The 23,880-nt window shown below is 67.5% G+C and carries 19 protein-coding genes, 1 tRNA gene, 1 rRNA gene and 1 pseudogene; 7 read left to right on the top strand and 15 right to left on the bottom strand.

What is annotated here, in order from left to right; all coding sequences use genetic code 11:
* Positions 1 to 11: 11 nt before the first annotated feature.
* Positions 12 to 1,550: ribosomal RNA gene (locus CUT39_RS08660) — 16S ribosomal RNA — on the bottom strand.
* A 477-nt stretch (positions 1,551 to 2,027) separates the two neighbouring features.
* Positions 2,028 to 3,494, bottom strand: coding sequence for a GTPase ObgE (obgE, locus tag CUT39_RS08655; protein ID WP_100445593.1), 1,467 nt, complete (start codon positions 3,492 to 3,494; stop codon positions 2,028 to 2,030).
* A gap of 115 nt (positions 3,495 to 3,609) precedes the next feature.
* Between obgE and CUT39_RS08650 the strand changes: the two genes are divergently transcribed.
* Positions 3,610 to 3,682: transfer RNA gene (locus tag CUT39_RS08650), tRNA-Lys, on the top strand.
* A 110-nt stretch (positions 3,683 to 3,792) separates the two neighbouring features.
* Here CUT39_RS08650 and CUT39_RS08645 read toward each other — a convergent pair.
* Entirely contained in the window at positions 3,793 to 4,488 is a 696-nt protein-coding gene (locus CUT39_RS08645) for a hypothetical protein (protein WP_157930560.1), read from the bottom strand.
* A 235-nt stretch (positions 4,489 to 4,723) separates the two neighbouring features.
* Here CUT39_RS08645 and phoU point away from each other — a divergent pair, with 235 nt between their 5' ends.
* Positions 4,724 to 5,371: a phosphate signaling complex protein PhoU gene (phoU, locus tag CUT39_RS08640; RefSeq protein ID WP_100445589.1), complete on the top strand. Its 648-nt coding sequence runs from the start codon at positions 4,724 to 4,726 to the stop codon at positions 5,369 to 5,371.
* A gap of 59 nt (positions 5,372 to 5,430) precedes the next feature.
* Here phoU and pstA read toward each other — a convergent pair whose 3' ends face one another.
* The 5 genes from pstA to CUT39_RS08615 all read right to left on the bottom strand — a co-directional run bounded on the left by pstA (position 5,431) and on the right by CUT39_RS08615 (position 10,211).
* Positions 5,431 to 6,351 (bottom strand): phosphate ABC transporter permease PstA, encoded by a 921-nt coding sequence (gene pstA / locus CUT39_RS08635; RefSeq protein ID WP_100445587.1) that lies wholly within the window; start codon positions 6,349 to 6,351, stop codon positions 5,431 to 5,433.
* A 24-nt stretch (positions 6,352 to 6,375) separates the two neighbouring features.
* On the bottom strand, positions 6,376 to 7,326 hold the full coding sequence (gene pstC, locus CUT39_RS08630) for a phosphate ABC transporter permease subunit PstC (RefSeq protein WP_100445585.1): 951 nt from the start codon (positions 7,324 to 7,326) through the stop codon (positions 6,376 to 6,378).
* Between the two features lie 67 nt (positions 7,327 to 7,393).
* On the bottom strand, positions 7,394 to 8,332 hold the full coding sequence (locus CUT39_RS08625) for a PstS family phosphate ABC transporter substrate-binding protein (protein ID WP_198586989.1): 939 nt from the start codon (positions 8,330 to 8,332) through the stop codon (positions 7,394 to 7,396).
* Between the two features lie 249 nt (positions 8,333 to 8,581).
* A complete protein-coding gene (gene pstB / locus CUT39_RS08620; protein WP_408611125.1) occupies positions 8,582 to 9,463 on the bottom strand; it encodes a phosphate ABC transporter ATP-binding protein PstB in 882 nt (293 codons plus the stop codon).
* Between the two features lie 262 nt (positions 9,464 to 9,725).
* Positions 9,726 to 10,211, bottom strand: a complete 486-nt coding sequence (locus tag CUT39_RS08615) for a hypothetical protein (RefSeq protein ID WP_100445582.1) — start codon at positions 10,209 to 10,211, stop codon at positions 9,726 to 9,728.
* 234 nt (positions 10,212 to 10,445) lie between these two features.
* Here CUT39_RS08615 and CUT39_RS08610 point away from each other — a divergent pair, with 234 nt between their 5' ends.
* Positions 10,446 to 11,354, top strand: a complete 909-nt coding sequence (locus CUT39_RS08610) for a cation diffusion facilitator family transporter (protein ID WP_100445580.1) — start codon at positions 10,446 to 10,448, stop codon at positions 11,352 to 11,354.
* A gap of 396 nt (positions 11,355 to 11,750) precedes the next feature.
* Here the strand turns inward: CUT39_RS08610 and CUT39_RS21120 are convergent.
* Positions 11,751 to 12,587 (bottom strand): annotated as a pseudogene (locus tag CUT39_RS21120) (helix-turn-helix domain-containing protein); the annotation flags it as partial.
* Positions 12,588 to 13,051: 464 nt separating this feature from the next.
* Between CUT39_RS21120 and CUT39_RS08595 the strand changes: the two are divergent.
* Positions 13,052 to 13,321 carry a hypothetical protein gene (locus tag CUT39_RS08595; protein ID WP_157930559.1) on the top strand — a complete coding sequence of 90 codons (270 nt, stop codon included), beginning with the start codon at positions 13,052 to 13,054 and terminating at the stop codon, positions 13,319 to 13,321.
* A gap of 69 nt (positions 13,322 to 13,390) precedes the next feature.
* Positions 13,391 to 15,019, top strand: a complete 1,629-nt coding sequence (locus CUT39_RS08590; protein WP_100445576.1) for a protein kinase domain-containing protein — start codon at positions 13,391 to 13,393, stop codon at positions 15,017 to 15,019.
* A 39-nt stretch (positions 15,020 to 15,058) separates the two neighbouring features.
* Here CUT39_RS08590 and CUT39_RS08585 read toward each other — a convergent pair whose 3' ends face one another.
* A complete protein-coding gene (locus tag CUT39_RS08585; protein ID WP_100445574.1) occupies positions 15,059 to 18,052 on the bottom strand; it encodes a UPF0182 family membrane protein in 2,994 nt (997 codons plus the stop codon).
* A gap of 70 nt (positions 18,053 to 18,122) precedes the next feature.
* Positions 18,123 to 19,055 carry a YlbL family protein gene (locus tag CUT39_RS08580; protein WP_157930558.1) on the bottom strand — a complete coding sequence of 311 codons (933 nt, stop codon included), beginning with the start codon at positions 19,053 to 19,055 and terminating at the stop codon, positions 18,123 to 18,125.
* A gap of 339 nt (positions 19,056 to 19,394) precedes the next feature.
* Between CUT39_RS08580 and CUT39_RS08575 the strand changes: the two genes are divergently transcribed.
* Complete coding sequence (locus tag CUT39_RS08575; RefSeq protein ID WP_232805668.1) at positions 19,395 to 20,669, top strand: zinc-dependent metalloprotease; 1,275 nt, start codon at positions 19,395 to 19,397, stop codon at positions 20,667 to 20,669.
* Between the two features lie 7 nt (positions 20,670 to 20,676).
* Here the strand turns inward: CUT39_RS08575 and CUT39_RS08570 are convergent, their stop codons facing one another.
* Positions 20,677 to 21,201 carry a M48 metallopeptidase family protein gene (locus tag CUT39_RS08570; protein ID WP_100445570.1) on the bottom strand — a complete coding sequence of 175 codons (525 nt, stop codon included), beginning with the start codon at positions 21,199 to 21,201 and terminating at the stop codon, positions 20,677 to 20,679.
* A 145-nt stretch (positions 21,202 to 21,346) separates the two neighbouring features.
* Positions 21,347 to 21,511 carry a DUF5679 domain-containing protein gene (locus CUT39_RS21740; RefSeq protein WP_232805667.1) on the bottom strand — a complete coding sequence of 55 codons (165 nt, stop codon included), beginning with the start codon at positions 21,509 to 21,511 and terminating at the stop codon, positions 21,347 to 21,349.
* A 243-nt stretch (positions 21,512 to 21,754) separates the two neighbouring features.
* Here CUT39_RS21740 and CUT39_RS08565 point away from each other — a divergent pair, with 243 nt between their 5' ends.
* Complete coding sequence (locus tag CUT39_RS08565; protein ID WP_408611126.1) at positions 21,755 to 23,053, top strand: ABC1 kinase family protein; 1,299 nt, start codon at positions 21,755 to 21,757, stop codon at positions 23,051 to 23,053.
* A 61-nt stretch (positions 23,054 to 23,114) separates the two neighbouring features.
* Here the strand turns inward: CUT39_RS08565 and CUT39_RS08560 are convergent, their stop codons facing one another.
* Complete coding sequence (locus tag CUT39_RS08560; protein ID WP_100445566.1) at positions 23,115 to 23,321, bottom strand: hypothetical protein; 207 nt, start codon at positions 23,319 to 23,321, stop codon at positions 23,115 to 23,117.
* Complete coding sequence (locus CUT39_RS08555; protein WP_100445605.1) at positions 23,318 to 23,677, bottom strand: WhiB family transcriptional regulator; 360 nt, start codon at positions 23,675 to 23,677, stop codon at positions 23,318 to 23,320. The genes CUT39_RS08560 and CUT39_RS08555 overlap by 4 nt, the downstream gene beginning before the upstream one ends.
* Positions 23,678 to 23,880: the final 203 nt, after the last annotated feature.

Here is a 23,880-nt window from a genome sequence, read left to right as displayed (position 1 = left end):
GGACTCCTTAGAAAGGAGGTGATCCAGCCGCACCTTCCGGTACGGCTACCTTGTTACGACTTCGTCCTAATCGCCAGCCCCACCTTCGACCACTCCCCCCGCACAAAGCGGTTGGGCCGCAGGCTTCGGGTGTTGCCAACTTTCATGACGTGACGGGCGGTGTGTACAAGGCCCGGGAACGCATTCACCGCAGCGTTGCTGATCTGCGATTACTAGCGACTCCACCTTCATCGAGCCGAGTTGCAGACTCGAATCCGAACCACGACCGGCTTTACAGAGATTCGCTCCACCTCACGGTATCGCCACCCGCTGTACCGGCCAATGTAGCATGCGTGAAGCCCTGGACATAAGGGGCATGATGACTTGACCTCATCCCCACCTTCCTCCGAGTTAACCCCGGCAGTCCCCCACGAGTCCCCACCACTACGTGCTGGCAACATGGGGCAAGGGTTGCGCTCGTTGCGGGACTTAACCCAACATCTCACGACACGAGCTGACGACAGCCATGCACCACCTGTCACCCCGCCCGAAGGACACTGCGTCTCCACAGCCATCGGGGTGATGTCAAACCCAGGTAAGGTTCTTCGCGTTGCATCGAATTAATCCGCATGCTCCGCCGCTTGTGCGGGCCCCCGTCAATTCCTTTGAGTTTTAGCCTTGCGGCCGTACTCCCCAGGCGGGGCGCTTAATGCGTTAGCTACGGCACAGAGACCACAAACGTGCCCCCACACCTAGCGCCCACCGTTTACAGCATGGACTACCAGGGTATCTAATCCTGTTCGCTCCCCACGCTTTCGCTCCTCAGCGTCAGCACAAGCCCAGAGACCCGCCTTCGCCACCGGTGTTCCTCCACATATCTGCGCATTTCACCGCTACACGTAGAATTCCAGTCTCCCCTACTTGCCTCAAGCCCGCCCGTATCCACCGCACGACCACAGTTAAGCCATGGCTTTTCACGACAGACGCGACGAGCCGCCTACGAGCCCTTTACGCCCAATAAATCCGGACAACGCTCGCGCCCTACGTCTTACCGCGGCTGCTGGCACGTAGTTAGCCGGCGCTTATTCGAACACTACCGTCACCGACCGAACACGACCGGCTTCGTCGCGAACAAAAGAGGTTTACAACCCGAAAGCCGTCATCCCTCACGCGGCGTCGCTGCATCAGGCTTCCGCCCATTGTGCAAAATTCCCCACTGCTGCCTCCCGTAGGAGTCTGGGCCGTATCTCAGTCCCAATGTGACCGACCGCCCTCTCAGGCCGGCTACCCGTCACCGCCTTGGTAGGCCATCACCCCACCAACCAGCTGATAGGCCGCGAGCCCCACCCCAGCCGCCAAAGCTTTCCACCACTGAACATGCATCCAGCAGTCACATCCGGTATTAGCCGCCGTTTCCAACGGTTATCCCAGAGCCAGGGACAGGTCACCCACGTGTTACTCACCCGTTCGCCACTCGAGTACCCACCCAAAGGCAGGCCTTTCCGTTCGACTTGCATGTGTGAAGCACGCCGCCAGCGTTCGTCCTGAGCCAGGATCAAACTCTCCAACCAAAACCAAACAACACCAACCACCACCACAACCGCAGCAGCAGCCAGCATCAAAGCATGCATCGAAGCAGACCTGACCGATTCCAAAAGGAAAAGACAGTCAAACAAACCAACCAAACCACCCCCAGCACAACACCAGGAACAGCCCAGCCAGCCCGCACGCTGACCATCCAAACACCCTGTTGAGTTCTCAAACAACACGCCACAATCAGGCTGTAAACATCACGGATGTTCCAGCTCCGACCGGAGCGGCTCCAGTAACTTACCAGACCGTTTTCGGGCCGCTATCGGGCCCCGATCTGTTCGTCCGGAGTTTTGCCCTTTGGGATTTCGAACCAGAACCTTTCGGTTCGCCTGTCCGTTTCCCTTGCGGGCAAGAACTAATTTACGCCAGCCGGAACCGGGCTCTGCAAGGGGGGTGCGTGTCCGGCGCCACACCCACTCATTCCGCCCGTATTGCCAGGTCAACGCCATCTTCGCCTAGCCGCGGCGGCGTTTGCCGCTGGCTTCTTCATCCTTGGCGACCTGATCGAGCAGCTCCGCACGACGGGACTTGCGTTCGGCAAGCCGCTCGTCGGCGCCCCTCCGGTCGCTGCGGTCGAACCTCGCGTCGGTTCCTCGCGGACCTACCGTGGCGATCACCGACGGGTCAGTCGGTTCCCACTCGAACTCGTGGCCGGCGATCCGAACGACCGAACCCGGTACCGCGCCCTGCTTGGCGAGCTCGTCCTCGATGCCGAGATTGGCGAGGCGGTCGGCCAGGTAGCCGACGGCCTCCTCGTTGTCGAAGCTGGTCTGGCCCACCCAGCGCTCCGGCTTCCTGCCGGAGACGATGAACTCCACATCCCCTTCGAACGCCGGCTTGACTTTGCGGACCTCGAAGCCCGAGTCGTCGACGGCTTTCGGGCGGAGGACTGCGCGGGTCGCCTCGGGCGGTGGCTGCTCGGCGCGGTGCCGGTCGACCGCCGCGGCGAAAGCGAACGACAGCTCGCGCAGGCCCTCGCGGCTGACGGCGCTGACTTCGAAGACGGGCCAGCCGTACTTGTCCAGGTCCGGCCGGACGTACTCGGCCAGTTCCCGGCCGTCGGGGATGTCGACCTTGTTGAGCACGACGATGCGGGGCTTCTCGGCCAGGCCCCCGTACTCGGTGAGCTCGTGCTCGAGCGCGTCGATGTCGGATGCCGGGTCGCGATCGGTCTCGAGGCTGGCGCAATCGATCACGTGCGCGAGCACCGCGCACCGCTCGATGTGGCGGAGGAACTCCAGTCCCAGGCCCTTCCCCTGTGCCGCTCCCGGAATCAGGCCCGGAACGTCTGCGATCGTGTAAGTGGTCTCACCAGCCGACACCACGCCGAGATTCGGGGTCAGCGTCGTGAACGGGTAGTCGGCGATCTTGGGCCTGGCGGCCGACATCGCCGCGATCAGCGAGGACTTCCCGGCCGACGGGAAGCCGACGAGGCCGACGTCCGCGACGCTCTTGAGTTCGAGGGTGATCTCCATTTCGTCCCCCGGTTCGCCGAGCTCGGCGAAGCCGGGCACGCGGCGCTTGGAGCTCACCAGCGCGGCGTTGCCGCGCCCGCCCCGGCCGCCGCGCGCGATGGTGATCTCGGTGCCGACACCGGTCAGGTCGGTGATCTGATCGCCTTGGGCGTCATAGACGGCGGTGCCGTTCGGAACCGGGACCCGGATGGTCCCGCCAGCGGCGCCGTCGCGGTTGGAGCCTTGCCCCTGCTTGCCGTTGCCGGCTTGCAAGCGACGCTGGAAGTGGAAGTCGAGCAGCGTGTGGGCGTTCGGGTCGACTACGAGCACGACGTCGCCGCCGTGCCCTCCGTTGCCTCCGTCCGGCCCACCGAGTGGCTTGAACTTCTCCCGGTGGACCGACGCGCAGCCGTTTCCACCTTTACCGGCAATGACCTGCAGGTTCACCCGGTCAACGAAACTTGTCACCGATCAAGCGTAACGACCGTCGCGCCCCCGGAGACGTGAGCCCGCAGGACGTGCTAAAGTTTCTCCTCGTGTGAGCCACACGGGTCCATTCGACCCAGATCAGTTCAATCTTCAAGCGCCGCTAGCTCAAGTGGCAGAGCAGCTGACTCTTAATCAGCGGGTTCGGGGTTCGAGTCCCTGGCGGCGCACTTTACAGGTCCGGGAAACCGGGCCTTTTTTCATGCTCAGGGAATGAGGAGATCTTGCGCACTCGGATACTCTCGGGCGCCCGGGTCGCGATCCGGGCGCCCGGGATCGTTCACGCGTAGCCGGAGAAGAGGTCGACGACCTCTTCGGCGTAGTCGTACACCACCTCGTCGGCGGCGTCGGCATCGTGTTCTTCCGTGTAGATCCAGATGTCGACCTTGATGATGAGGACGCCCACGACGAACTCGACACCCCGCTTCTGAGAGCCCTCGGAGCCGTACACCACGTGGAATCCGGCGTCGCCGAGCTCCTCGTAGTCGCTCACCTCGTAGCTGTCGTCGTCGTCCCAGTACTCGTAGTCGCCTTCGTACCAGTCCATCGCGTAGTCGGCATCGGAGTAGCTGGTGACCTCGAGGTCCAGCTCATTGTAGCCCTCTTCGGTGTAGTAGGTGCAGCTCAGCGAGCCGGTGTCGCCGCTGGAGGAGGAGTAGCGGTAATCCTGACCGGCGTCGTGGGCGGAGCCGAAGTACTCCTCGAACGCCGAGAGGTCGAACTGGTCGCAGGTCTGCTCGTTGAAGCCGACCTCCTCGTTGCCACCACCCTCGCCGGTGGGCTCATCCTCGGTCGGCTCGGGCTCGGGTTCCTCGGAGGGTTCCTCCGCGGAGGGCTCTTCCTCTTCGGTCTGCTCGGCCTCGGAGGTCGTCTCGTCGCCGGCCTGGTCGGAACCGCCCCCGCCGGTGCGCTGGATGATCAGGAGCGTCACGGCCATGATGATGGCGAGGACGACGATCACCGCTCCCCCGACCATCCACAAGTTGGTCTGCCGCGGCGGCTGAGGCTGTCCATACGGTGGCGTAAAGGACGGCTGAGAGGGGTAGGACATGCGCTTAACTCCCAGGGATCGATCACGGTTCATCCTCACTCTAACCTCGCCTTGCCACCGGTGCGCGGCAGGCGCAACGCGACGCTGACGCCCCACGACGGACACCGGCACTACACTGGGCGGGTACCGCAACCGGTCCCCACCTCCTGATTGGTCCCCTATGGCGAACGTCTTCCACCGGCATCTCGACGAGCTCAACGGCCTCCTGGTCGACATGGCCGAGCGGGTGGGAGAGGCCATGCGGCAGGCCAGCACGGCGCTGCTGGAGGCCGACACCGTGGCCGCCGAGGCCGTCGTGGCGGCCGACCAGGACATCAACGCGCTCCAGTTCCGGATCGACGACCGGATCGTGGAGCTGATGACCCAGTACGAGCCGGTCGCAACAGATCTGCGGTTCATCCTCGGCGCGGTCCGGATCTCTGTGGACCTGGAGCGGATGGGCGACCTGGCCAAGCACGTGGCCAAGACGGTGATCATGCGCTCCCCGGTCTCGCCGATCCCCGACTCGCTGCACGAGGACTTCGCCGCGATGGGCGAGGCGGCCGACCGGATCTCGGAGAAGCTGGTGGGCATCCTCGCCGAGCACGACCGATTGCGGGCCGCGCAGATGGGGCTCGACGACGACGAGCTCGACGCGGTCCAGGACCGCATCCACCGGCAACTGCCCGAGCTGCCCTACAACCCCCAGGTGGCGGTCGACGCGGCGCTGCTGGCGCGATTCTTCGAGCGCTTCGGCGACCACGCGGTACGCATCTCGTACCAGGTGGTCTACCAGGTGACCGGCGACGTCCACCTCAACCGCCCCTGAACACGCCGAGGGCGGGGCGGTGTGGGCCGCCCCGCCCGATCGGGCGCTCCAGGCGTCTCTCAGCCGACCCGCTTCTTGTCGAAGTGGTTGCGCAGCCAGATGGCGAATCCGTTCATGGTGAGCAGCACGATGAGCATGATGACCACGCCGGCCGCGGCGAGGTCGTGGAACTCCGGCTGGGCACGGGTGGCGTACTGGTAGATCTGCACCGGCAGGACCGTGTAGCCCGAGTTGAACAGTTCGGGGTCGAATACGACGAAGGTCGTCGCGCCGACCAGCAGCAGCGGCGCGGCCTCGCCGATGGCCCGGGAGACGGCCAGGATCACGCCGGTGGTGATCCCGGGGATCGACACGGGCAGGACCTGGCGGCTGATCGTCTGCCACTTCGTGGCGCCCAGCGCCAGTGAGCCCTGGCGGATGGAGTCGGGCACCGCCCGGATGGCCTCTCTGGTGGCGAGGATGACCGTCGGCAGCACCAGCAGCGCCAATGTCAGCGAGGCGGTGAGCGGGATGAATCCGAGCCCGAACGGTCCGCGGGCGATGAACGCCAGGCCCAGGATGCCGAAGACCACGGCCGGGACCCCGGCGAGGTTCTGGATGTTGAGTTCTATGAAGCGGTTGTACCAGCGGTTCCGGTCGGCGTATTCCTCGAGGTAAATCGCGGCCCCAACGCCCAGCGGGACGATCACGACGAACACGAAGGCCATCACCATCAGGGTGCCGAGGATCGCGGGCCGGAATCCGGCGCTTTCGATGTCGAGGGTCGAGGGCGGGTTGGTGAACAGGTCCCAGCTCAGGCGCCCCTGCGCGCGGAGGAACGACCAGACCAGGAGCCAGGCGAGCCCGAGCATGGCGACGCTCAGCCCGAAGAACAGCAGGGATGCGAACAGCGTGCCGACGGTCTTGCCGCGTCCGTTGCTGAGGAGTCCGCGCTCGGTGGCCGCTGCCGCGCCGCTCGCGGCCAGGTTGGGCGATTTCATACGGTTCTGTTCCTTGGTAGGCATCTACTCGTACACCTCGCGGAATCGGCGCACCATCCGGATCGCGAGCATGTTCAGGATCAGCGTGATCGTGAACAGCAGCAGGCCGACGGCGAAGATGGTGTCGTAGGTCGTGGTGCCGGCGGCGATGTCGCCGGTGGCGGTCTGTCCGATGAAGCTGGTCATCGCGAGGACCGGTTCGGTCGGGTCGAAGGTGAACTGCGGCCTGCCGCCGCCGGCCATGAGCACGATCATGGTCTCCCCGACCGCGCGCGAGGCCGCGAGGATGATCGAGGCGACGATGCCGGAGAACGCCGCGGGCACCGCGATCTTGATCGAGACCTCGCGTTTGGTCGAGCCGAGGGCGAAGGCGCCCTGGCGGAGGCTGTCCGGGACGGCCCGCAGGGCGTCCTGCGAGACCGAGGAGACGATCGGCACCGACATCAGGCCGACGGCGAGGCCGGCTACACCGATCGAGTAGGTCCCCCACTCCAGGAAGGGCAGGAGATCGGCGACGATCGGGGTGAGCGCGTACAGCGCCCACAGGCCGATGGCGACGGTGGGGACGCCCGCGAGGATCTCGAGCACGGGCGTGACCGCCCGCCGGACCCAGTCGGGGGCGTACTCGTTGAGGTAGATGGCGACGCCGAGGCCGACCGGGATCGAGACCAGCAGCGAGTAGAAGACCACCTGGATGGTGCCGGACAGCAGCGCGAGGACGCCGTACTGGGCGTCCTGGAATCCGGCGGACCATTCGGTGCCGGTAAGGAACTCGACGATCGAGACATCCCGGAAGAAGTCCAGGGAGGGCATGATCAGCGACAGGACGATCGCGACCGTCGTGGCCACCGAGATCACTGCGCTCCCCGCGAGGATGCCGAAGATGATCTTCTCGCCGTAGCGCGGACTCGACGGCCTCAGGTTCGGCAGGCCGCCGGAGTCGGGCGGGGCCGCGAGGTCCGGGCTCGTGGTCATGGTGCTCCTTAGGTGTTCTCGATGCGGGTCCGGGCCCGGCCCACGAGCGGACCGGGCCCGGGCTGGTTCAGCCGATGGAGTCGAGCGACTCCAGGGCTTCGGCCTCCTGGTCCTCGGTCAGACCGATGAAGCCGGCGGCCTCGGCGACTTCGCCGGAGTTGCTGACGAAGTACTCGACGAAGGCCCTGACCTGCTCCTTCTCCAGGCCCTGGTCGGACGGGAAGATGTAGAGCTGGCGGCCGAGCGGGGCGTAGCTGCCGTCCTGCACGGTCTCCTCGGCCGGGGCGACGCAGCCGTCGCCGTTGTCGATCTCGATGGCCTTCACGCGGTCCTGGTTCTCCAGGTAGTAGGAGTAGCCGGAGTAGAACAGGCCGCCGGCCGATCCCTCGACGCCGAGGATGCCGGAGTTGTCGTCCTCGCCGATGTTGTTGTAGTCGGTGCGCTGGACGCCGCCTTCACCGTTGATCGCCTCGGTGAAGAAGTCGAAGGTGCCCGAGTCGGTGCCGGGGCCGTACAGGTCCAGCTCCTCGTCGAAGTCGGCGTCGAGTCCTTCGATCTCGCTCCAGTTGCTGAGCGTCGAGTCCGGGCCCCAGATCTGCTGGAGCTGCTCCACGGTGAGGCAGTCGACGGGGTTGTCCTGGTTGGCCATGACGGTCAGGGCGTCGTTGGCGACGCCGAGCTGGACGAATTCGATGCCGGCGTCGGCACAGGCCTGGGCCTCTTCGTCCTTGATGTCCCGGGAGGCCTCGGAGATGTCGGTCTCGCCGGCGCAGAACTTCTCGAAACCGCCTCCGGTGCCGGAGGTGCCGACGGTCACCTGAACGCCGGGGTTCTCGGTCATGAACAGTTCGGCCGCGGCCTCTCCGAGGGGCGCGACGGTGCTGGAGCCGTCGGCGACGACGCTGCCGGACAGCTCGCCGCCGCCGTTGCTGCCGCCGCCGTTCTCGTCGTCGTCGCTGTTGCCGCAGGCCGCCAGGCTCGCGGCCAGGAGGCCGGTGACCGCCACGGGCAGAATTCTCTTGCTTTGAACCTTGAGGTCCATTGCCGTTCTTCTCCGATCTTCGATGTTCCGGTTACAAGTTCATGGAAGCTGAGCCGAGTATTCGGTCGGCGACGCAAAGTTGAACTGGCGGTGAACGGTCGAGCGCGATTCGCAATCGGCCTGCGGCAAGCCGGATCCGGCGGCCGGCTCGGCGGACGGCCTCGCAGCTCGGCGCGGCCGGTGCGCGAGCCGGGACCGAACCGTGCGGCGGCGTTAACCGAAACGTCCGGTGACGTAGTTCTCGGTGCGCTCGTCGCTGGGGTTGCTGAAGATCCGTTGCGTGTCGTCGAACTCCACGAGCACGCCGGTGCGGATGTCACTGGTCTCGTTGACCTCGGTGGAGAAGAACGCGGTCCGGTCGGAGACGCGGGCGGCCTGCTGCATGTTGTGCGTCACGATCACGATCGTGAACTGCTTGGCGAGGTCGACCATGAGCTCTTCGATGCGGGCGGTGGCGATCGGGTCGAGCGCCGAGCACGGCTCGTCCATGAGCACCACGTCCGGCTGCATCGCGATGGTGCGTGCGATGCACAACCGCTGCTGCTGCCCGCCCGAGAGCGTCAGGGCGCTCTTGCGCAGGTCGTCCTTGACCTCCTCCCACAGGGCGGCCTTCTTCAGGGAGTCCTCGACGATGCTCTCGCGCTCGGTGCGCGAGGCGCCGTGGACCTTGGGGCCGAAGGCGACGTTGTCGAAGATCGACTTGGGGAACGGGTTGGGCTTCTGGAACACCATGCCGATGCGCCGCCGCACCTCCACCGGGTCGACGTCGGCGTCGTAGATGTTCTTACCGTGGTAGGAGACCAACCCGCCCACGCGGGCGCCGGGGATGAGGTCGTTCATGCGGTTCAGCGAGCGCAGCAGCGTCGACTTGCCGCAGCCGGAGGGGCCGATGAGGGCGGTGATCTCGTTCTTGACGACGGTGAAGCCGACGTCCTTGACCGCCCGGAAGCTCCCGTAGTGGACGTCGACGTCGCGGAGGTCGAAGACGGTCTCGCCTTCGACGGGTGACACGCGCTGCGAGTCGGCCTGAGGGACCGTGTCGAGGCGCGGCGGAACCACGGCTGGACCGGCGGCACGCCTGGTCGGGTCGCTCACGGGCTTCTCCTTTGCGAAGAGGATTCTCGGAATTCTCCGCGAATGTAAGCCCTGCGGGTAGCGAGCAGTTGGGCCTTGGGTGAACCAACGGTGAACGGAAGATGTCCGGCTCTTGATCACAGGTGGATCCGGAGTTCGGTTCCGGAGGCGCCGGACACCTGGAGGTTACCCGGAGCCGCATCGAGGGACCGGGCTCGACGCGCCGACCCCGAGGACAGCGGCCGCCGGGCGACCTCGCGGTCGCCGGGCGGCCCTTCTGTCCTCAGTAGAAGTAGACCCCGGTGCCGGGGCCGGTGGGGATATCGCGCTCGTTCTCGTCGCGGCCGGGCACCCCGGAGACGCCCGAGACCAGATTGAACGGCACGGGGCCCTGCGGGCCGGGCGCCTTGCCGAGACGGCGGCGCATGATATTCAGGTTGTGCAGTCCGGCGAGCGCGTAGGTCCGGACTTGATCGTAGTGTTTGGTCTTCTTGGCGGAATCGAGGACTTGGTGGGCACTTTCGTGGAGCTTCCGCGCCCGCTGGAGCGCCGCGGCGGCCTCCGTGTCGGTGAGTTGCGCGGGTGCGATGGCCAACTGGTTGTCGCAGAGCTGGATCCATGCTTCGGCGTCGGCCTTGGCGCGGATCTTGCGCCGCCTGTGATTCTCGATCCACGACCGCAGTCCGAGTACCGCGGCGAAGATCAGAACGATCCCGACGACTGCTCCGAACGAGGTGATGGCTACTTCGAAGGCGTCTTGCATCGTCACCCCCCGTGATCAGTGATGGAATATCTCTTATGAATATTATTCCATTCCCGCCTGACATTTATGAAACTCCCCCTGGTTTACCACCGGGGGCTGTAACCAGCATTACCGTCATTTGTCCCATTGTTCGCATTCCATACCGGTTTTTCATGCACAGATGCGCATGTTAGCATTCTTTGGGCACCGGGAACGCCACCGCGCCACGCTCGAACCGACGCCGCTGAGGAGGAGGCCGGCATGGGCCACGACCACGCACACGTCGCCGCCAGTCTCGGTGCCCGCCACCGCGGCCGACTCTGGGTCGCCCTGGCCTTGGCCGCGACCGTGATGCTCGTCGAGGCGATCGCCTCCTGGTTCACCGGCTCCCTGGCGCTGTTGTCCGACGCCGCCCACCTCGCCGGCGACACCCTCGGCATCGCGATGGCGCTGGCCGCGATCGTAGCGGTGCGCAGGAGCAACGGGAAGCCCCGGCGCACGTTCGGGCTGTACCGGCTCGAGGTCCTCGCCGCATTGGCGAACACGGTGCTGCTGTTCGGGGTCGCCGGCTTCGTGGTGGTCCAGGCGGTCCGCCGCTTCGAGGATCCTCCCGAAGTGGATTCGCTGCCGATGCTCGCCGTGGCCTGCCTGGCGCTGGCGGCGAACGTGACCTCGCTGATGCTGCTGCGTTCGGGCGCGGCCGAGTCGATCAACGTGCGCGGGGCCTATTTCGAGGTCCTCGGCGACGCGCTCAGCTCCCTGGGGGTGATCGCCGCGGCGGCGGTCATCTGGTTCACCGGCTGGTACTACGCCGACAGCCTCATCGCCGTGGCGGTGGGTCTGTTCATCCTGCCGCGCGCGGCGCGCCTGGGCCGCGACGCGCTCCGCATCCTCCTCCAGCACGCCCCCAGAGGGGTGAGCGTCGGCGAAGTCGAGGAAGCCCTGGGGGCACTCAATGGTGTGAATCAGGTTCATGATTTGCACGTCTGGACCCTGACCTCGGGAATGGACGTGGCGACGGTCCACCTCGCGCTCGATTCGGGGGCCGAGCCGGCGGCCGTCCTCGGCGACGCCCGGCGGACGCTGGCGAAACGCTTCGGCATCGCGCACGCCACGGTCCAGATCGAACCGGAGAGCCCCGACCAGGCCTGTGACATTCCGCATTGGTGAGGCTTGCGCGTGCGTTGTCCGGAAACCGATAGTGACGGATTTGTGACGCTTGCCATTCGCGCTGCTGACTATGGTAAACAGCGACCTGGGGACTCGATGAATGCTCCTTGGAAGGAGGAGATCCATGTTGACCCAGACATGGAGAAAGAGCAGTAGATCAGGTCCGAACGGTGCTTGCGTCGAGGTCAGGCTCGCAGGCGATGTCGTGGAGATCCGCGACACCAAACTCGATCGGAGCCCGATTCTGCGGGCCGGCCATGCTGACTGGCTGTCCCTGCTGCAATCCGAAGGCCGGTAAGTCTGACCACGGCGGGGCGGCCGCGGCGCGGCCGCCCCGCCGTCGTGTCCGCTGGCTAACAGCGACCGGAGGCGGCTGGCCTGCTGGTCGATGAACTCGAGGCTCCGGCCGGGCCCCAGGGCGGCCGAGCGCAGGTTCCCGAACACCTCGTGGAACGGGGCGACGTCGTCGCCCTCCTCGTACACGTCGCCGTTGTGGCCCTCGATGTAGACCACGTCGGGGTGGCGGTAGCCGGGGTCCACGTCGCCGTCGACCTCGCCGAAGCCGAGAATCGTGAACGACGAGAGCATGCCGGGATAAGCCCCGCCGTCGAATGGCAGCACCTGGAGGTGGACGTTGGGCAGCGCGGCCAGTTCGAGCAGGTTCTGCAGTTGGTCGATCATGACCTTCGGACCGCCCAGGACGCGCCGGATCGCGGCCTCGTCGATGACGTTCCAGATCTTCAGGTCGTGGCGGAGGCGCTGCTGCCGCTCCATGCGCAGGTTGATCCGCTCCTCCATGAACCGCCGGGACTGCTCCAGGGAGAAATCGAAGGTCGCGCGGGCGTACTCACGGGTCTGCAACAGGCCGTTGATGATCAGGGCGTCGTAGATGTACAGGTTGGAGGCGTCCTGCTCGAGTCCGATGTAGGTCGCGTACGGCGGGGAGATGGTGTCGGAGTAGCGTGCCCACCAGCCGCGCTTGCGCCCGTCGCGGGCCAGCCGCACCAGCTCGTCGATCTGCGCGGAATCGCCGACGCCGTAGACCTCGGCGAGCGCGGTGACGTCGCGTGGCTTGATGCCCACGCGACCGAGCTCCATCCGGTAGATTGTGGAAGTGGTCACCTCCAACGCATCGGCGGCGGCCTGCGCGTCCCTGCCCGACTTCTCACGCATCTCGCGCAGGATCTTGCCCGCCCGCCTCCTGCGGACCGTGGGACTGCCGCCTGAAGGCATCGCTTTGCCCCCCAACCTCTTCGGCAGATCGTTGTCAGCGTCGTCGTTCGATGTACCCATTTGACACCCTGATCCCTCCGGTTTGGGTCGCGACGCACCGGCCGGAGAAGGACTTCTGGCCGCTCACCGGGCGCTCCGCAAAGTTACGGCTCCGCGGGCGTCGCCGTGGTGGCGGGGGAGAAAAACCGCCACCCGATCCGGTTATACCTCTTGCATCCAAAATCTGCATGTGCAATTCTACTTGACGGAGGGGCTACCCGCCTCAGCCGACTGTACCGATTCGACACCGCGACTCGAATACCTACTGGTAGCCACCCGGAACCGCGTGACAGCTCTCTTGCGGCGCCAAGGAATCCGGGTGCCAACGACGAGAAAGGCAACCCGCGTTGCGAAGTCCGTACACACTCGACAATCCCCCGCCGGACGAGCCTCCGAACGGGGTCCTGGTGCCGAGCCTGTGGCGCGTGCAAGCACGATGGTGGAAACGACACACGCCCGCTCCCGTGCAGCACGGCTCCAAGAAGCCGGTGTGCGGCCACTGCCGGCAGGCCTGGCCCTGCCACTCCTGGGCCTGCTGGGACGGACAACTCGGTGAGGCGGTCGCGGCGCCCCACCTCTCCGACCCGATCGCCGGCCGGCACGAAGTGGTCGCCCGCGTGCCCGATCCGGCGCCGGTCGCCGCGCACCGCGCGGGCCCGGCCGCGACCGCCGCGGCCGAAAGAAGGGCCGCCTAACGCGTAGCTTCACCTCCTCCCGGTCGTTAAACCCTGCGAGAAGCAACGACTCAAGGGGAAAGCCGGCGGATGCTGAGCACGCGCAACCTCAAAGAAGGCGACGTCCTGGACGGGAGATACCGGCTCGAACGCCGGGTCGGCGGCGGCGGCATGGGCGACGTCTGGGAAAGCACCGACACCGTCCTGTGGCGCACCGTCGCCGTCAAGATCCTCCTGGCCGACCTGGTCGACGACCGCGGCTTCCGCGAACGGTTCCGACGCGAAGCGCGCGCGATCGCCGCCATGCGCGGGACCGGGATCGTCGAGGTCTACGACTACGGCGAGATCGACCACCGCGACACCCAGATCGCCTACCTGGTCATGGAATTCGTCCGCGGCCAACCGCTGTCGCGCCTGCTGGGCCTGTGGGGCAAGCTCTCCCCCGCCGACTCCCTCCGCATTATCGGCGGGGTGGCCGAGGCCCTCCAGGTGGCGCACTCCTCGGGGATCGTCCACCGCGACATCAAACCCGGCAACATCCTGGCCCGCCACGACGGCTCGGCCGTGCTGGTCGACTTCGGCATCGCCCGCGCCAACCACCACCTGACCCTCACCACCACCGGGGTGGTGCTCGGCACCGTCACCTACATGTCGCCCGAGCAGGCCGCCGGGGAGAACCTCACGCCCGCCTCCGACCTGTACTCCCTGGGCGTGGTCGCCCACCAGTGCCTGTCCGGCAGGCCGCCGTTCCGGGCCGACACGCCGCTGGGGGTGCTCTCGGCCCACCTGCGCAACAACCCGCCGCCCCTGCCGGCGTCCGTGCCGCCGGAGGTCACCGACATCGTCACCCGCGCACTCCAGAAGGAGCCCTCGGCGCGCTGGCCGAACGCGGCGGCGTTCGCCGAGGCCTGCCACCGGGTCCGCACGCAACTGTTCGGGCCGCCCTCACCGCCGCCGGCGCCCACGACCCCGCCCACCCGCGTCGACGTCGAGCCGGACACCGGGGAGTCGAGGCGCACCGGCGCCCGACCGCCCTCCCACACCGGGGAACTGGCCGCGCCGCCGCCCACCGGCTCCGCCGAACCCGCGGCCGAGGAGGACGAGCCGCCGCAGCCGCGCCGACTGTGGGCGGTCCTGGCCGGCGCCGTGGCAATGACCGTCGCGGCCGGCGCGATCGCCCTCACCGGCCCCTGGAACGAACCGACCGCCCCCGGCACCGTCCCCACCGGACGCACCGACGTGGCCGGTGTCAGGGGGCAGCAGGGCGCCGAGGCGTCGGCCGACACCGAACGCGGCGTGACCCCGGGCCGGCCCGCCGGCTCCCACAGCGCCGACACCGATGCCGAGGACGACGAGCCCGGCGAGGAGGCCACGGCGACCTCACCTTCGGAAGCAACGCCCCCCACCGGCACCGAGTCCGCCGGCACCCGGAGCTCCGACCCGAGCCCGTCGCCCACCGAGGAGCAGTCGGTGCCGGTGCCCGAGGTGACCGGGCGGACCGAGTCGAAGGCCAGGCAGCGCATCGAGGAGGCGGGCCTGGCGCCGTCGGTGGTCTATCAGGGCGAGGGCGACCACCGATGCGGTGTGGTCGGCCAGTCACCGTCGGCGGGCACGACCGTCGAGCCGGGCTCGACGGTCCAGGCGACGGTGAAGCGGGCCGACGACGAGGAGTCGTGCAAGCCCGAGTCGGACGAGACGGAGGCGCCCGGAGAGGATTGACTCCTCTCCGGGCGCCTCGGGTCCGGCACGGGGGCCGGGCTACTCGTCTCCGGCCGCCGCTCTGGCGGCCTCCAGGTTGTCGAGCGCCGCGAACAGGTCGTCCAGGGCCCGGCCGATCTCCTCGTTGGAGCCGCCGGACTGCGCCTCCTCGTAGGCCTCCTGGGCGGCGAGCACGTCCTCGATCGCCTCGGCGACCTCCGGCGGCTCCTCGACCGGCGCCTCCGTGGTCGGCTCATCCTCGGGTTCGTCCGCCGGATCCTGCTCGCCGGTGGCCTCGCCCGGGTCCTCGCCGGGCTCCTCCTCGATCTCCTCGACCGCGGTCGGCGCCCCCGAGACGTACTGGTCGACCACCGACGAGATGGCCTCTTCGAAGCCTTCGGCGTAGCCGACGTAGCCGCCGTAGCTGACCGCGACCCGTCGCAGCAGCGGCAGGGTCGTGCCCTCGCCGCCGGACTGCCGACGCAGGTACATCGGTTCCATGTAGAGGATCCCGTCACCGACCGGCAGCGCCAGCAGGTTGCCCCATTCGACCGTGGTGCCCTGCTGCTGGAACAGCCGCAGCTCCTCGGCCACCTCGGTGGTGGAGGTGATGATCTGGTGGACCTGACCCACCGACTGATCGTCGCCGCCGGCGACGTCGTAGATCACCAACTGCGGATCGCCGTTCTCGTCGTAGTAACCGGTCATCAGGCTCGCCAGCGCGTTCTCGCGGTTCCGTGGCGTGTAGGTGCTGGTGAGCTGGAAGTACGACTGCTCCTGGGTCGGATACTGCGCGAACACGTAGTAGGCCGGTTGGCTGATGCTGCTGCCCTGCGACGGGTCGTCCGGGGTCGCCCAGGCCTCGCCGCCCTCGATGAAGGTCCGGGACTCCTCGACGTGGTAGCGCTGCAGGATGTCGCGCTGCACCTTGAACAGGTCCTGCGGGTAGCGGAAGTGCTCGGCGAGCTCGGCGGGCGTCTCCTCCTTGGGGATCACCAGGTCGCCGCCGTAGATCTCGTTCCAGGCCCCGAGGATCGGGTCCTCCTGGTCGAACTCGTAGAGGTCGACCGAGCCGTCGTAGGCGTTCACGACGGCCTTCACCGAGGAGCGCATGTAGTTGACCTCGTCGGCCGCCTGGCTCGCCACGCCCTGCCCCGAGTAGGTGTCGTTGGTGGCCTCGGCCAGGTTGACCCGGTCGGAGTAGGGGAAGTTGTTCGCCGTGGTGTATCCGTCGACGATCCACACGATCTCGTCGTCGACCACCGCCGGATACGGGTCCGTCTCGACGGTCAGGAACGGCGCGACGGCCTCGACGCGGTCGCGCACGTTCCGGTTGTACATCAGTTGCGATTCCTCGTTGAGCCGGTCCGACAGCAGGAACCGCGGCTCCTGGAACTCCCAGGCGTAGAGCAGCCGCCTCGAGAGCGTGTCGACCTCGACGCCGCCGCCGCCCTGGTAGGTGGTGTAGCGGTCCGAGCCGATCTCCTCGGCCTCGGGGTCGCCGGAGTCCTCGGTGCTGACGGTGATGTCGGCCGGCCGGTCGTACTCGCGCGGGGTCTCCCCCTCGGGGACTCCGACGATCGCGTAGTCGTTGTTGAGCAGGCCGTAGTAGATCTGAGGCCACTCGACTTCGAGGAAGTCGTCGGTCGCCTCGCACTGGCCGGCCTCGGCTTCGCCCGAGCGCATGACGCCGTTCATGAAGTAGGGGCCGCCGGCGCAGTTGCGTCCGGTGGGCGCGGCGACGAAGCCCCAGCCGTGGGTGTAGACGGTGTGGCGGACGGTCCAGTCCTGCTGCTCGCCGGTGAGCTGGCTCGGGTTGAGTTCGCGCACGCCGACCACGAAGTCCTGGGTGACCTCTTCACCTTCGTCGTCGGTGTAGGTGTAGCGGTCGATGTCGAGCTTGTCGTTGAAGTCGTAGAAGCTGCGCGGCTGCTGGCGCTGGGTGAAGGTGTCCGAGACGATGAAGGGGTCGATCAGGCGCGTGTACGGGACCGTCCCGGTGTCCTCCTCGAGCTGTTCGGCGTCCGGGCTCGAGGCCACCGAATAGGTCTCCTGCTCGAGGTTGTTCATATCGAAGGCGAAGCGCGTGCCGTCCATGGTGTGCTGGGCGTACGGGCCTTCGCGCTGGGGCCGGTTGGGCTCGACCTGGAAGTTGCGGACCACGGCCGGGTAGATGCCGCCGGCGGCGATCGCGGTGACCACGACCAGGCCGAGGGCGGCGCCCGGCAGCGCCAGGGATCGGGTGAAGCCCCAGGAGAAGACCAGGATGACCACCGCGGCGATGACCGAGACCCAGATCAGGGCGTTCTTGGCGTTGATCAGGGCGGTCATCTCGGTGTAGCCGCCGCCGACGATGTTGGTGACCTCGTTCTGCTGAGTGGTGAAGTCGAACCGGTCGAAGTAGTAGGCGACGGCCTTCAGGCCCAGGAACAGCGCCACCAGCACCGACAGGTGGATGCGGGCGACGTTGGTCATGCGCTCGCCCTGGCCGGAGAACCGCAGCGCCCCGTACAGGTAGTAGGCGCCGAGGGAGGCGAGGATGCCGACGACCACGGCGGCGAAGCCGAAGCCGATCAGGAACTCCCAGAACGGCAGCCGGAACACGTAGAACCCGGCGTCGTGGCCGAGGACCGGGTCGGACCAGCCGAAGTCGCCGCCGGAGCGGAACAGCAGCCAGGTCTGCCAGCGGCCCTGGGCCGACATGCCGGCGAAGATGCCGACTACGACGGCGACGCCTGCGATCCACCAGCCGGCCTTCGGGGAGATCAGTTCGCGATAGCGTTCGAGGCCCTCCTGCTCGGCGGTGGCCGGCCAGGTATCGGGCCGGAAGCGCCAAGCCAGGTAGAGGTTGACCGCCGTCCAGGCCGCCATCGCGAAGGTGAACACGCCGAACAGGCCGATCCGCGTCCACATCATCGTCGAGAACACGGTCGTGAAATCGACCGAGTCGTACCAGAGGTAGTTGGTGCGGAGGCTGACCAGCCATCCCAGCACCGACAGCAGCACAATCGCTCCGACGATGAGGATCAGCACGTAGCGCCCTCGTCGGCTCATCCGTGGGGGCGTGGGCGTCCGGTTCGCCACTCTAAGCAACTCCTTTGTGTCTCATTTGAGCCGCTAGGACTCAGCAGGTCTGGACGTCTCCGCCGGTGGCGGCGGAATCCAGGGCCGACACTGCGTCCGCCAGGGTCTCTACCTTGACAATAGTCATGTCGTCGGGCGCTACGGAAACTGCGTCCGAACAGTTTCCGGCGGGGGTCAGGAAGACGTCGACGCCCAGTTCGGAGGCGGCGATGATCTTCTGCTGGATGCCGCCGATGCCGCCGACGTTCCCTTCGGGGCCGATCTCGCCGGTGCCGGCGACGTCCATGCCTTGGACCAGGTCCTGCTCGGTGACCCGGTCGACTATGCCGACGGCGAAGACCAGGCCGGCGGAGGGGCCGCCGATGTCGAGCGCCTCGGTGTCGATCTCGATGCCGTAGGGGTCCTCGCGGGTGACCTCCAGGTCCACACCCGAGAGCGTGACGCCCTCGACCTCGGTCTTCTCACCGTCGCGGTCGACGGTGACGGTCGTTTCGCTGTCGGCGAAATCCTCGAGGGCCTCGAGGCTCTCCACGGGGGTGCCGTCGACTTCGAGGACCACGTCGTCCTCGGCCAGGCCGGCGCCGTCGGCGGCCACGCGGATCTCGGCGGGCTGCTGGAGGAAGGCGAGGGCGGCCTGTTCGGCGTTCGACTGGGACTCGACCCACTCGGCCTCGTTCTCCTCGCTGATCTCCTCCTCGGTCTGGCCCGGGGGGTAGACCAGATCGCGCGGGATGATCGCGTGCTCATTGGACATCCAGTAGCGGAGCGCCTGGGCGAGCGTGACCGAGGACTTGACCCGGACCGTCGTCAGGCGCAGCTCGCCGGTCGTGTCGTACTCGACGTCGGCGGTGATGATCTGGTGGTCCTCGCCCTCTTCGTCGGTGGCCTCGCTGAGCACGTCCTCGGTCGGACCCGGCCCCATGACCACATAGGCGACGTCCATCGACAACGCCTGCCAGGTCAGGAGAGCCACCAGCGCCGCTCCGAGCAAGACCGTAACTCCGCGCCTCTTCATGGCCGGAAGCCTACATGGCGAAGGCCATGTGGGCTTCCGGCCATGAAGGCTGAGATACGCGGCATGGCCGGAAGGCCCGCGCAGCGGGCCCCGCCCGACGAAGGAGGGCGGAAGCCTACATGGCGAAGGCCATGTGGGCTTCCGGCCATGAGGAAGGAGCGCGGAAGCGTACATGCTCGGCGGCACTGCCCCGTGCATTCGGGCGGCGCTTTCTTTTCAGCGCTGAGCGGACGGCGAAGGGCGACGTCGACGGCCAGGCCGTGGTTTTCCGGCGAGTCTCTGACGTACGGTTGGCGCATGGGCTCCGACATTCCATTCGGCTTCGGCAACCTGGGCGGCGACCTGCCCGATCCGAACGATCCCCGGGTGCAGCAGATGATGCAGCAACTGCAGCAGATGATGGCGCAGTCGCTGTCGTCCGGCCCGGTCAACTGGCAGTTGGCCAAGCAGTTGGCGGAGTCCGAGCTTGAGGCAGAGAACACCGTCGGCCCGGCCGACCAGGCCGACGTCGCCGAGGCGATGCGTCTGGCCGACCTGTGGCTCGACGGCGCGACCGACTGGCCCTCCGGGGTCACGACCACCGACGCCTGGACCCGCAAGCAGTGGATCTCGCAGACCGAGGAATCGTGGAAGCAGCTCGCCGAGCCGCTCGCCGGCCAGATGGGCGAGGCGATGCAGACGCTCGTTCCCGAGGAGATGTCGGGGATGCTCGGCCCGATGGCCGACCTTATGAAGGGCGTCGGTTCGGCCCTGTTCGGTGCTCAAATGGGTCAGGCCCTGGCCAAGCTCGCCGGCGAGGTGCTCTCCTCGACCGAGGTCGGGCTCCCGCTGGGCAAGACCGGCGTGGCCGCGCTGCTGCCCGGTAACCTCACCGCCTACGCCCAGGGCCTGCAGTTGCCGATCGAGGAGGCGCGCCTGTTCGTGGCGCTGCGCGAGGCGGCCACGCACCGGCTCTACACCCACGCGCCGTGGCTGCGCTCGCACCTGCTGGGCGCGCTCGAGGCGTACGCCCGGGAGATCCGGATCGACGAGGCGGCCATCGAGGAGGCCATGGCCGACATCGACCCCACCGACCCCGAGGCCGCGGCCACGATGGACCTGAGCGAGGTGTTCAAACCCGAGGACACCGAGCAGCAGAAGGCGGCGCTGGCCCGGCTGGGGACCACGCTGGCGCTCATCACCGGGTGGATCAACGCGGTGGTCGCGGACGCGGCCGGGAACCGCCTGCCGACCATCGACCGCCTGCTGGAGTCGGCCCGGCGCCGGCGCGCGAGCGGCGGGCCCGCCGAGCAGACCTTCGAGGCGCTCGTCGGCCTGCAACTCGACCCGGCCAAGGTCCGCGCGGCCACGCGGCTGTGGAAGACCATGGCCGAGGCCCGCGGCATCGAGGGGCGCGAGGCGGTCTGGGCGCACCCGGACCTGATGCCGAGCGCGGCCGACCTGGAGCACCCGGAGGGGTTCGCGAGCGTCTCCGATGCGCTCGGCGACCTCGACATGTCGATGTTCGACCAGCTCGCGGTCAACGACCCGAAGCCGTCCGAGGGCGACGACGCCGAAGACGACGAAAAGTAGTCGCCGCTCAGGCGGCGGCCTCGGTGTCGGCGACGCCTTCGAGGTAGCCGCGCGCCCGCTCGGCCTTGGAGTAGCGGGCGACCAGGTCCCAGAACGGCCGGGAGTGGTCGGGGTGGACCAGATGCGCCAGTTCGTGCAGCAGTACGTAGTCGATCACCCATGAGGGCATCATGGTGAGCCGCCGCGAGAGGCGGATGGTGCCGTCGTCGGGGGTGCACGAGCCCCAGCGTCGGTGCTGGTTGTCGACCCAGCGGACGCTGACCGGGGAAGCGCACTGCGGGTGCTCGGGGTAATAGCGTTTGGCCAGCCGGACGGCCCTGGCCTTGAGGGCCGTGTCGCTCGCCCGGCCGTCGCGGGCCTGGCGGCGGCGGAGCCGTTCCAGCATGTGGTCGATCCATTCTCGCTCCTCGGACTTCGAGAAGGCGTCGGGGATCATCACGACGACGCGTCCCTGCTCTTCATAGGCCGAGACGGTGGAGCGGCGCCGGGGCGAGCGCCGGACCTCAACGGGGGGATGGACTTTGCGCGCCATGAGCGCACAATAATCCCTAGGGGTGACAATCGCATAACACGAAAGTCGCGATTATGCGGGTTAGAACCAGTAATCCCACGAAAATCCCCTCACCAGATTCCCACTATGCGGGAGTCGGTGAGGGGGCGATTCGGCCCGACCCGGGTCACGATTCCTTGCCGAGGATCCGGTTCATCTTGGTACCGCAGGTCGGGCACGTCCCCTTGGCCATCCGCCGACCCGAGTCGGAAACGACCACATGCCCTTCGAAATCGCGCTTCTGGCGGCATTTGACGCAATACCCGTTGTACGTCTCGGTTGCTTGAGCCACTGGTATCCCCCTCGCTGAATACGACCGCGCGGTGCGATCGCCCCGCCTCAGAATGCCACATATTTCACGCCTGTAAGCCCTCCCGCGCCGCTTCCCCCTACCGGGGGACCCCGAGCCCGCCCGGCTCACCCTCTCGCGGGGGGCTGAATGCGCCGTCGGCGTGAGAGCATGGGGAACGTGAGCGACAGGCATGGAAACACCCATTCCGGCGACGACCTCCCGCGGCGAGCCATCTCGCGGGGGATGAAGCTCGCCTCCCTGCCGCTGGGTCTGGCCGGTCGGGCGACCGTCGGATTCAGCAAACGCGTCACCGGCCTGGCGGACGAAATCCTGGGCGAGCAGGCGCAGCGCCGCACCGCCGAGCACCTCTTCAGCGTCCTCGGACAGCTCAAGGGCGGGGCCATGAAGCTCGGCCAGGCCCTGTCGGTCTTCGAGGCCGCGCTGCCCGAGCACCTGGCCTCGCCGTACCGGCAGGCGCTGACCAAACTCCAGAGCGCCGCCCCGCCGCTGCCGGCCTCGAGCGTGCACGGGGTGATGGAGCGCCAACTCGGGGAGGACTGGCGCGACCGGTTCGAATCGTTCGACGACCGTCCGGCCGCCGCCGCCAGCATCGGCCAGGTCCACCGGGCGGTCTGGCACGACGGACGCGAAGTGGCCGTCAAGATCCAGTACCCCGGAGCCGGCGAAGCGCTGCGCTCGGACCTGCGCCAGCTCGCACGCCTCGCGCCGATGTTCAAGGTGCTCCAGCCGAACTTCGACGTCAAGCAGCTCACCGTGGAACTGCGCGAGCGCCTGCTCGAAGAGCTCGACTACGAACTGGAGGCCGCCACGCAGCGTCAGTTCGCCGACGCCTACCGCGGCGACGAGCAGATCCGGGTGCCCGAGGTGGTCCACGCCGGCCCCGAGGTGCTGGTGACCGAGTGGATCGAGGGCACCCCGATAGCGGAGATCATCGCCGAGGGCACCCCGCAGACGCGCGACCGCGCCGGACTGCTGCTGACGACGCTGCACTTCTCGGCACCGAAACGGGCCGGACTGCTGCACGCCGACCCGCACCCGGGGAACTTCGCGCTCGGCGACGACGGACGGCTCATCGTCTACGACTTCGGCGCGACCGCGCGCATGCCCGGGGGCATGCCGCTCCAGATCGGCCGGCTCACCAGACTGACCCTCGACGGCAAGGCCGACGAGGTGCTCGCGGGTCTGCGCGCAGAGGGTTTCGTCCCGCCCGACCTCGAGATCGACGCCGAGGCGGTGCTCGACTACCTGCTGCCGATGCTCGAGCCGCTGGGGGCCGAGGAGTTCCAGTTCTCCCGGGAATGGCTGCGCAAGGAGAGCACGCGACTGACCAACCAGCACTCCGAGGCCTACAAGCTCGGCAAGCAGCTTAGCTTCCCGCCCTCGTACCTGCTGATCCACCGGGTGACGATGGGTTCGATCGGCGTGCTGTGCCAGCTCGGCGCCAGGGCGCGCTGGCGGGACATCCTTGAGGACTGGCTGCCCGGATTCGACGATCCGGGCCGAGGCGAAATCCGGCAGTGAGAAAGGGGCCGGTCCCGTACGGGACCGGCCTCTTTCGGCCAACGCATTCGGTCGGGAGGCTTCAAAGCCTGTCGCGGCGATGCCTGCGAGCCGTGGATCCGGCCCGCTCACGCCCGGCTTCCTTCCAAAGACTCCGCATCCGGATGCGTCCGACCAGCAGGTTCATCGAGCCGACGGCCCGACCGTTCTCGACCTCCGTAATCGGCGGTTCGAGCTCTTGGCAGCCGACGTCACGCTGCAGGTGGCGGCTCAGGTGGTCGACCGTCATGAGATGTTCACCCCGGCCAGCTCCAGCTCGGCGGTACGCTCCTCGAGTTCGGCCTGCGCGGCCCGCTCGGTGGCGGCGGCGTCCTTCCGGGGACGGCCGCGCGGCCGCTTCCGGGCGACGACGTCGCCCTTCTCGAAGATCTCGCCGCCCCACACGCCCCACGGTTCGTGGCGCTCGAGGGCTCCGGTGAGGCAGTCGACGCGCACCGGGCAGTCGGTGCACAGGGACTTGGCGTACTCCAGCTCGGTGGGCGACTCCGAGAACCACAGGTCGGCGTCGTACTCGCGGCAGGGCAGGTCGCTTCCCGCTTCGAAGGCCTGCTCGCGGAGCTCAGGCCCGATGAGGGTGGCGGCCATGAACTCGGTCTCCTCTCTTGACTCGTTCGGCTTCGTGCCTGGTCGCATCCGGGTTTCGTGAGGACTCAACTGTTCGCAATCCGTCTCGTCTTCGTGATTTGCCTGGTTTCGGGCTTCGCGACCTGGCCGGAGGCCAAAAAAATGGCCGCGATTCCCGGTTGCGGGAGTCGCGGCCTCGAGAGGTCCGATCGGGCTCTGGTAAG

The organism is Glycomyces xiaoerkulensis, assembly GCF_002798405.1.
GTDB lineage: Bacteria > Actinomycetota > Actinomycetes > Mycobacteriales > Micromonosporaceae > Glycomyces > Glycomyces xiaoerkulensis.
The sequence above is the reverse complement of the archived record's forward strand: the minus strand, read 5'-3'. Positions and strand labels throughout refer to the sequence as shown.

Excerpts from the sequence above, each read along its gene's own strand:
- CUT39_RS08645 (WP_157930560.1), bottom strand. The coding sequence starts at position 4,488 with ATGGTCGGGGGAGCGGTGATCGTCGTCCTCGCCATCATCATGGCCGTG.
- phoU (WP_100445589.1), top strand. The coding sequence starts at position 4,724 with ATGGCGAACGTCTTCCACCGGCATCTCGACGAGCTCAACGGCCTCCTG.
- pstA (WP_100445587.1), bottom strand. The coding sequence starts at position 6,351 with ATGAAATCGCCCAACCTGGCCGCGAGCGGCGCGGCAGCGGCCACCGAG.
- pstC (WP_100445585.1), bottom strand. The coding sequence starts at position 7,326 with ATGACCACGAGCCCGGACCTCGCGGCCCCGCCCGACTCCGGCGGCCTG.
- CUT39_RS08610 (WP_100445580.1), top strand. The coding sequence starts at position 10,446 with ATGGGCCACGACCACGCACACGTCGCCGCCAGTCTCGGTGCCCGCCAC.
- CUT39_RS08590 (WP_100445576.1), top strand. The coding sequence starts at position 13,391 with ATGCTGAGCACGCGCAACCTCAAAGAAGGCGACGTCCTGGACGGGAGA.
- CUT39_RS08585 (WP_100445574.1), bottom strand. The coding sequence starts at position 18,052 with ATGAGCCGACGAGGGCGCTACGTGCTGATCCTCATCGTCGGAGCGATT.
- CUT39_RS08575 (WP_232805668.1), top strand. The coding sequence starts at position 19,395 with ATGGGCTCCGACATTCCATTCGGCTTCGGCAACCTGGGCGGCGACCTG.
- CUT39_RS08570 (WP_100445570.1), bottom strand. The coding sequence starts at position 21,201 with ATGGCGCGCAAAGTCCATCCCCCCGTTGAGGTCCGGCGCTCGCCCCGG.
- CUT39_RS08565 (WP_408611126.1), top strand. The coding sequence starts at position 21,755 with ATGAAGCTCGCCTCCCTGCCGCTGGGTCTGGCCGGTCGGGCGACCGTC.
- CUT39_RS08560 (WP_100445566.1), bottom strand. The coding sequence starts at position 23,321 with ATGACGGTCGACCACCTGAGCCGCCACCTGCAGCGTGACGTCGGCTGC.
- CUT39_RS08555 (WP_100445605.1), bottom strand. The coding sequence starts at position 23,677 with ATGGCCGCCACCCTCATCGGGCCTGAGCTCCGCGAGCAGGCCTTCGAA.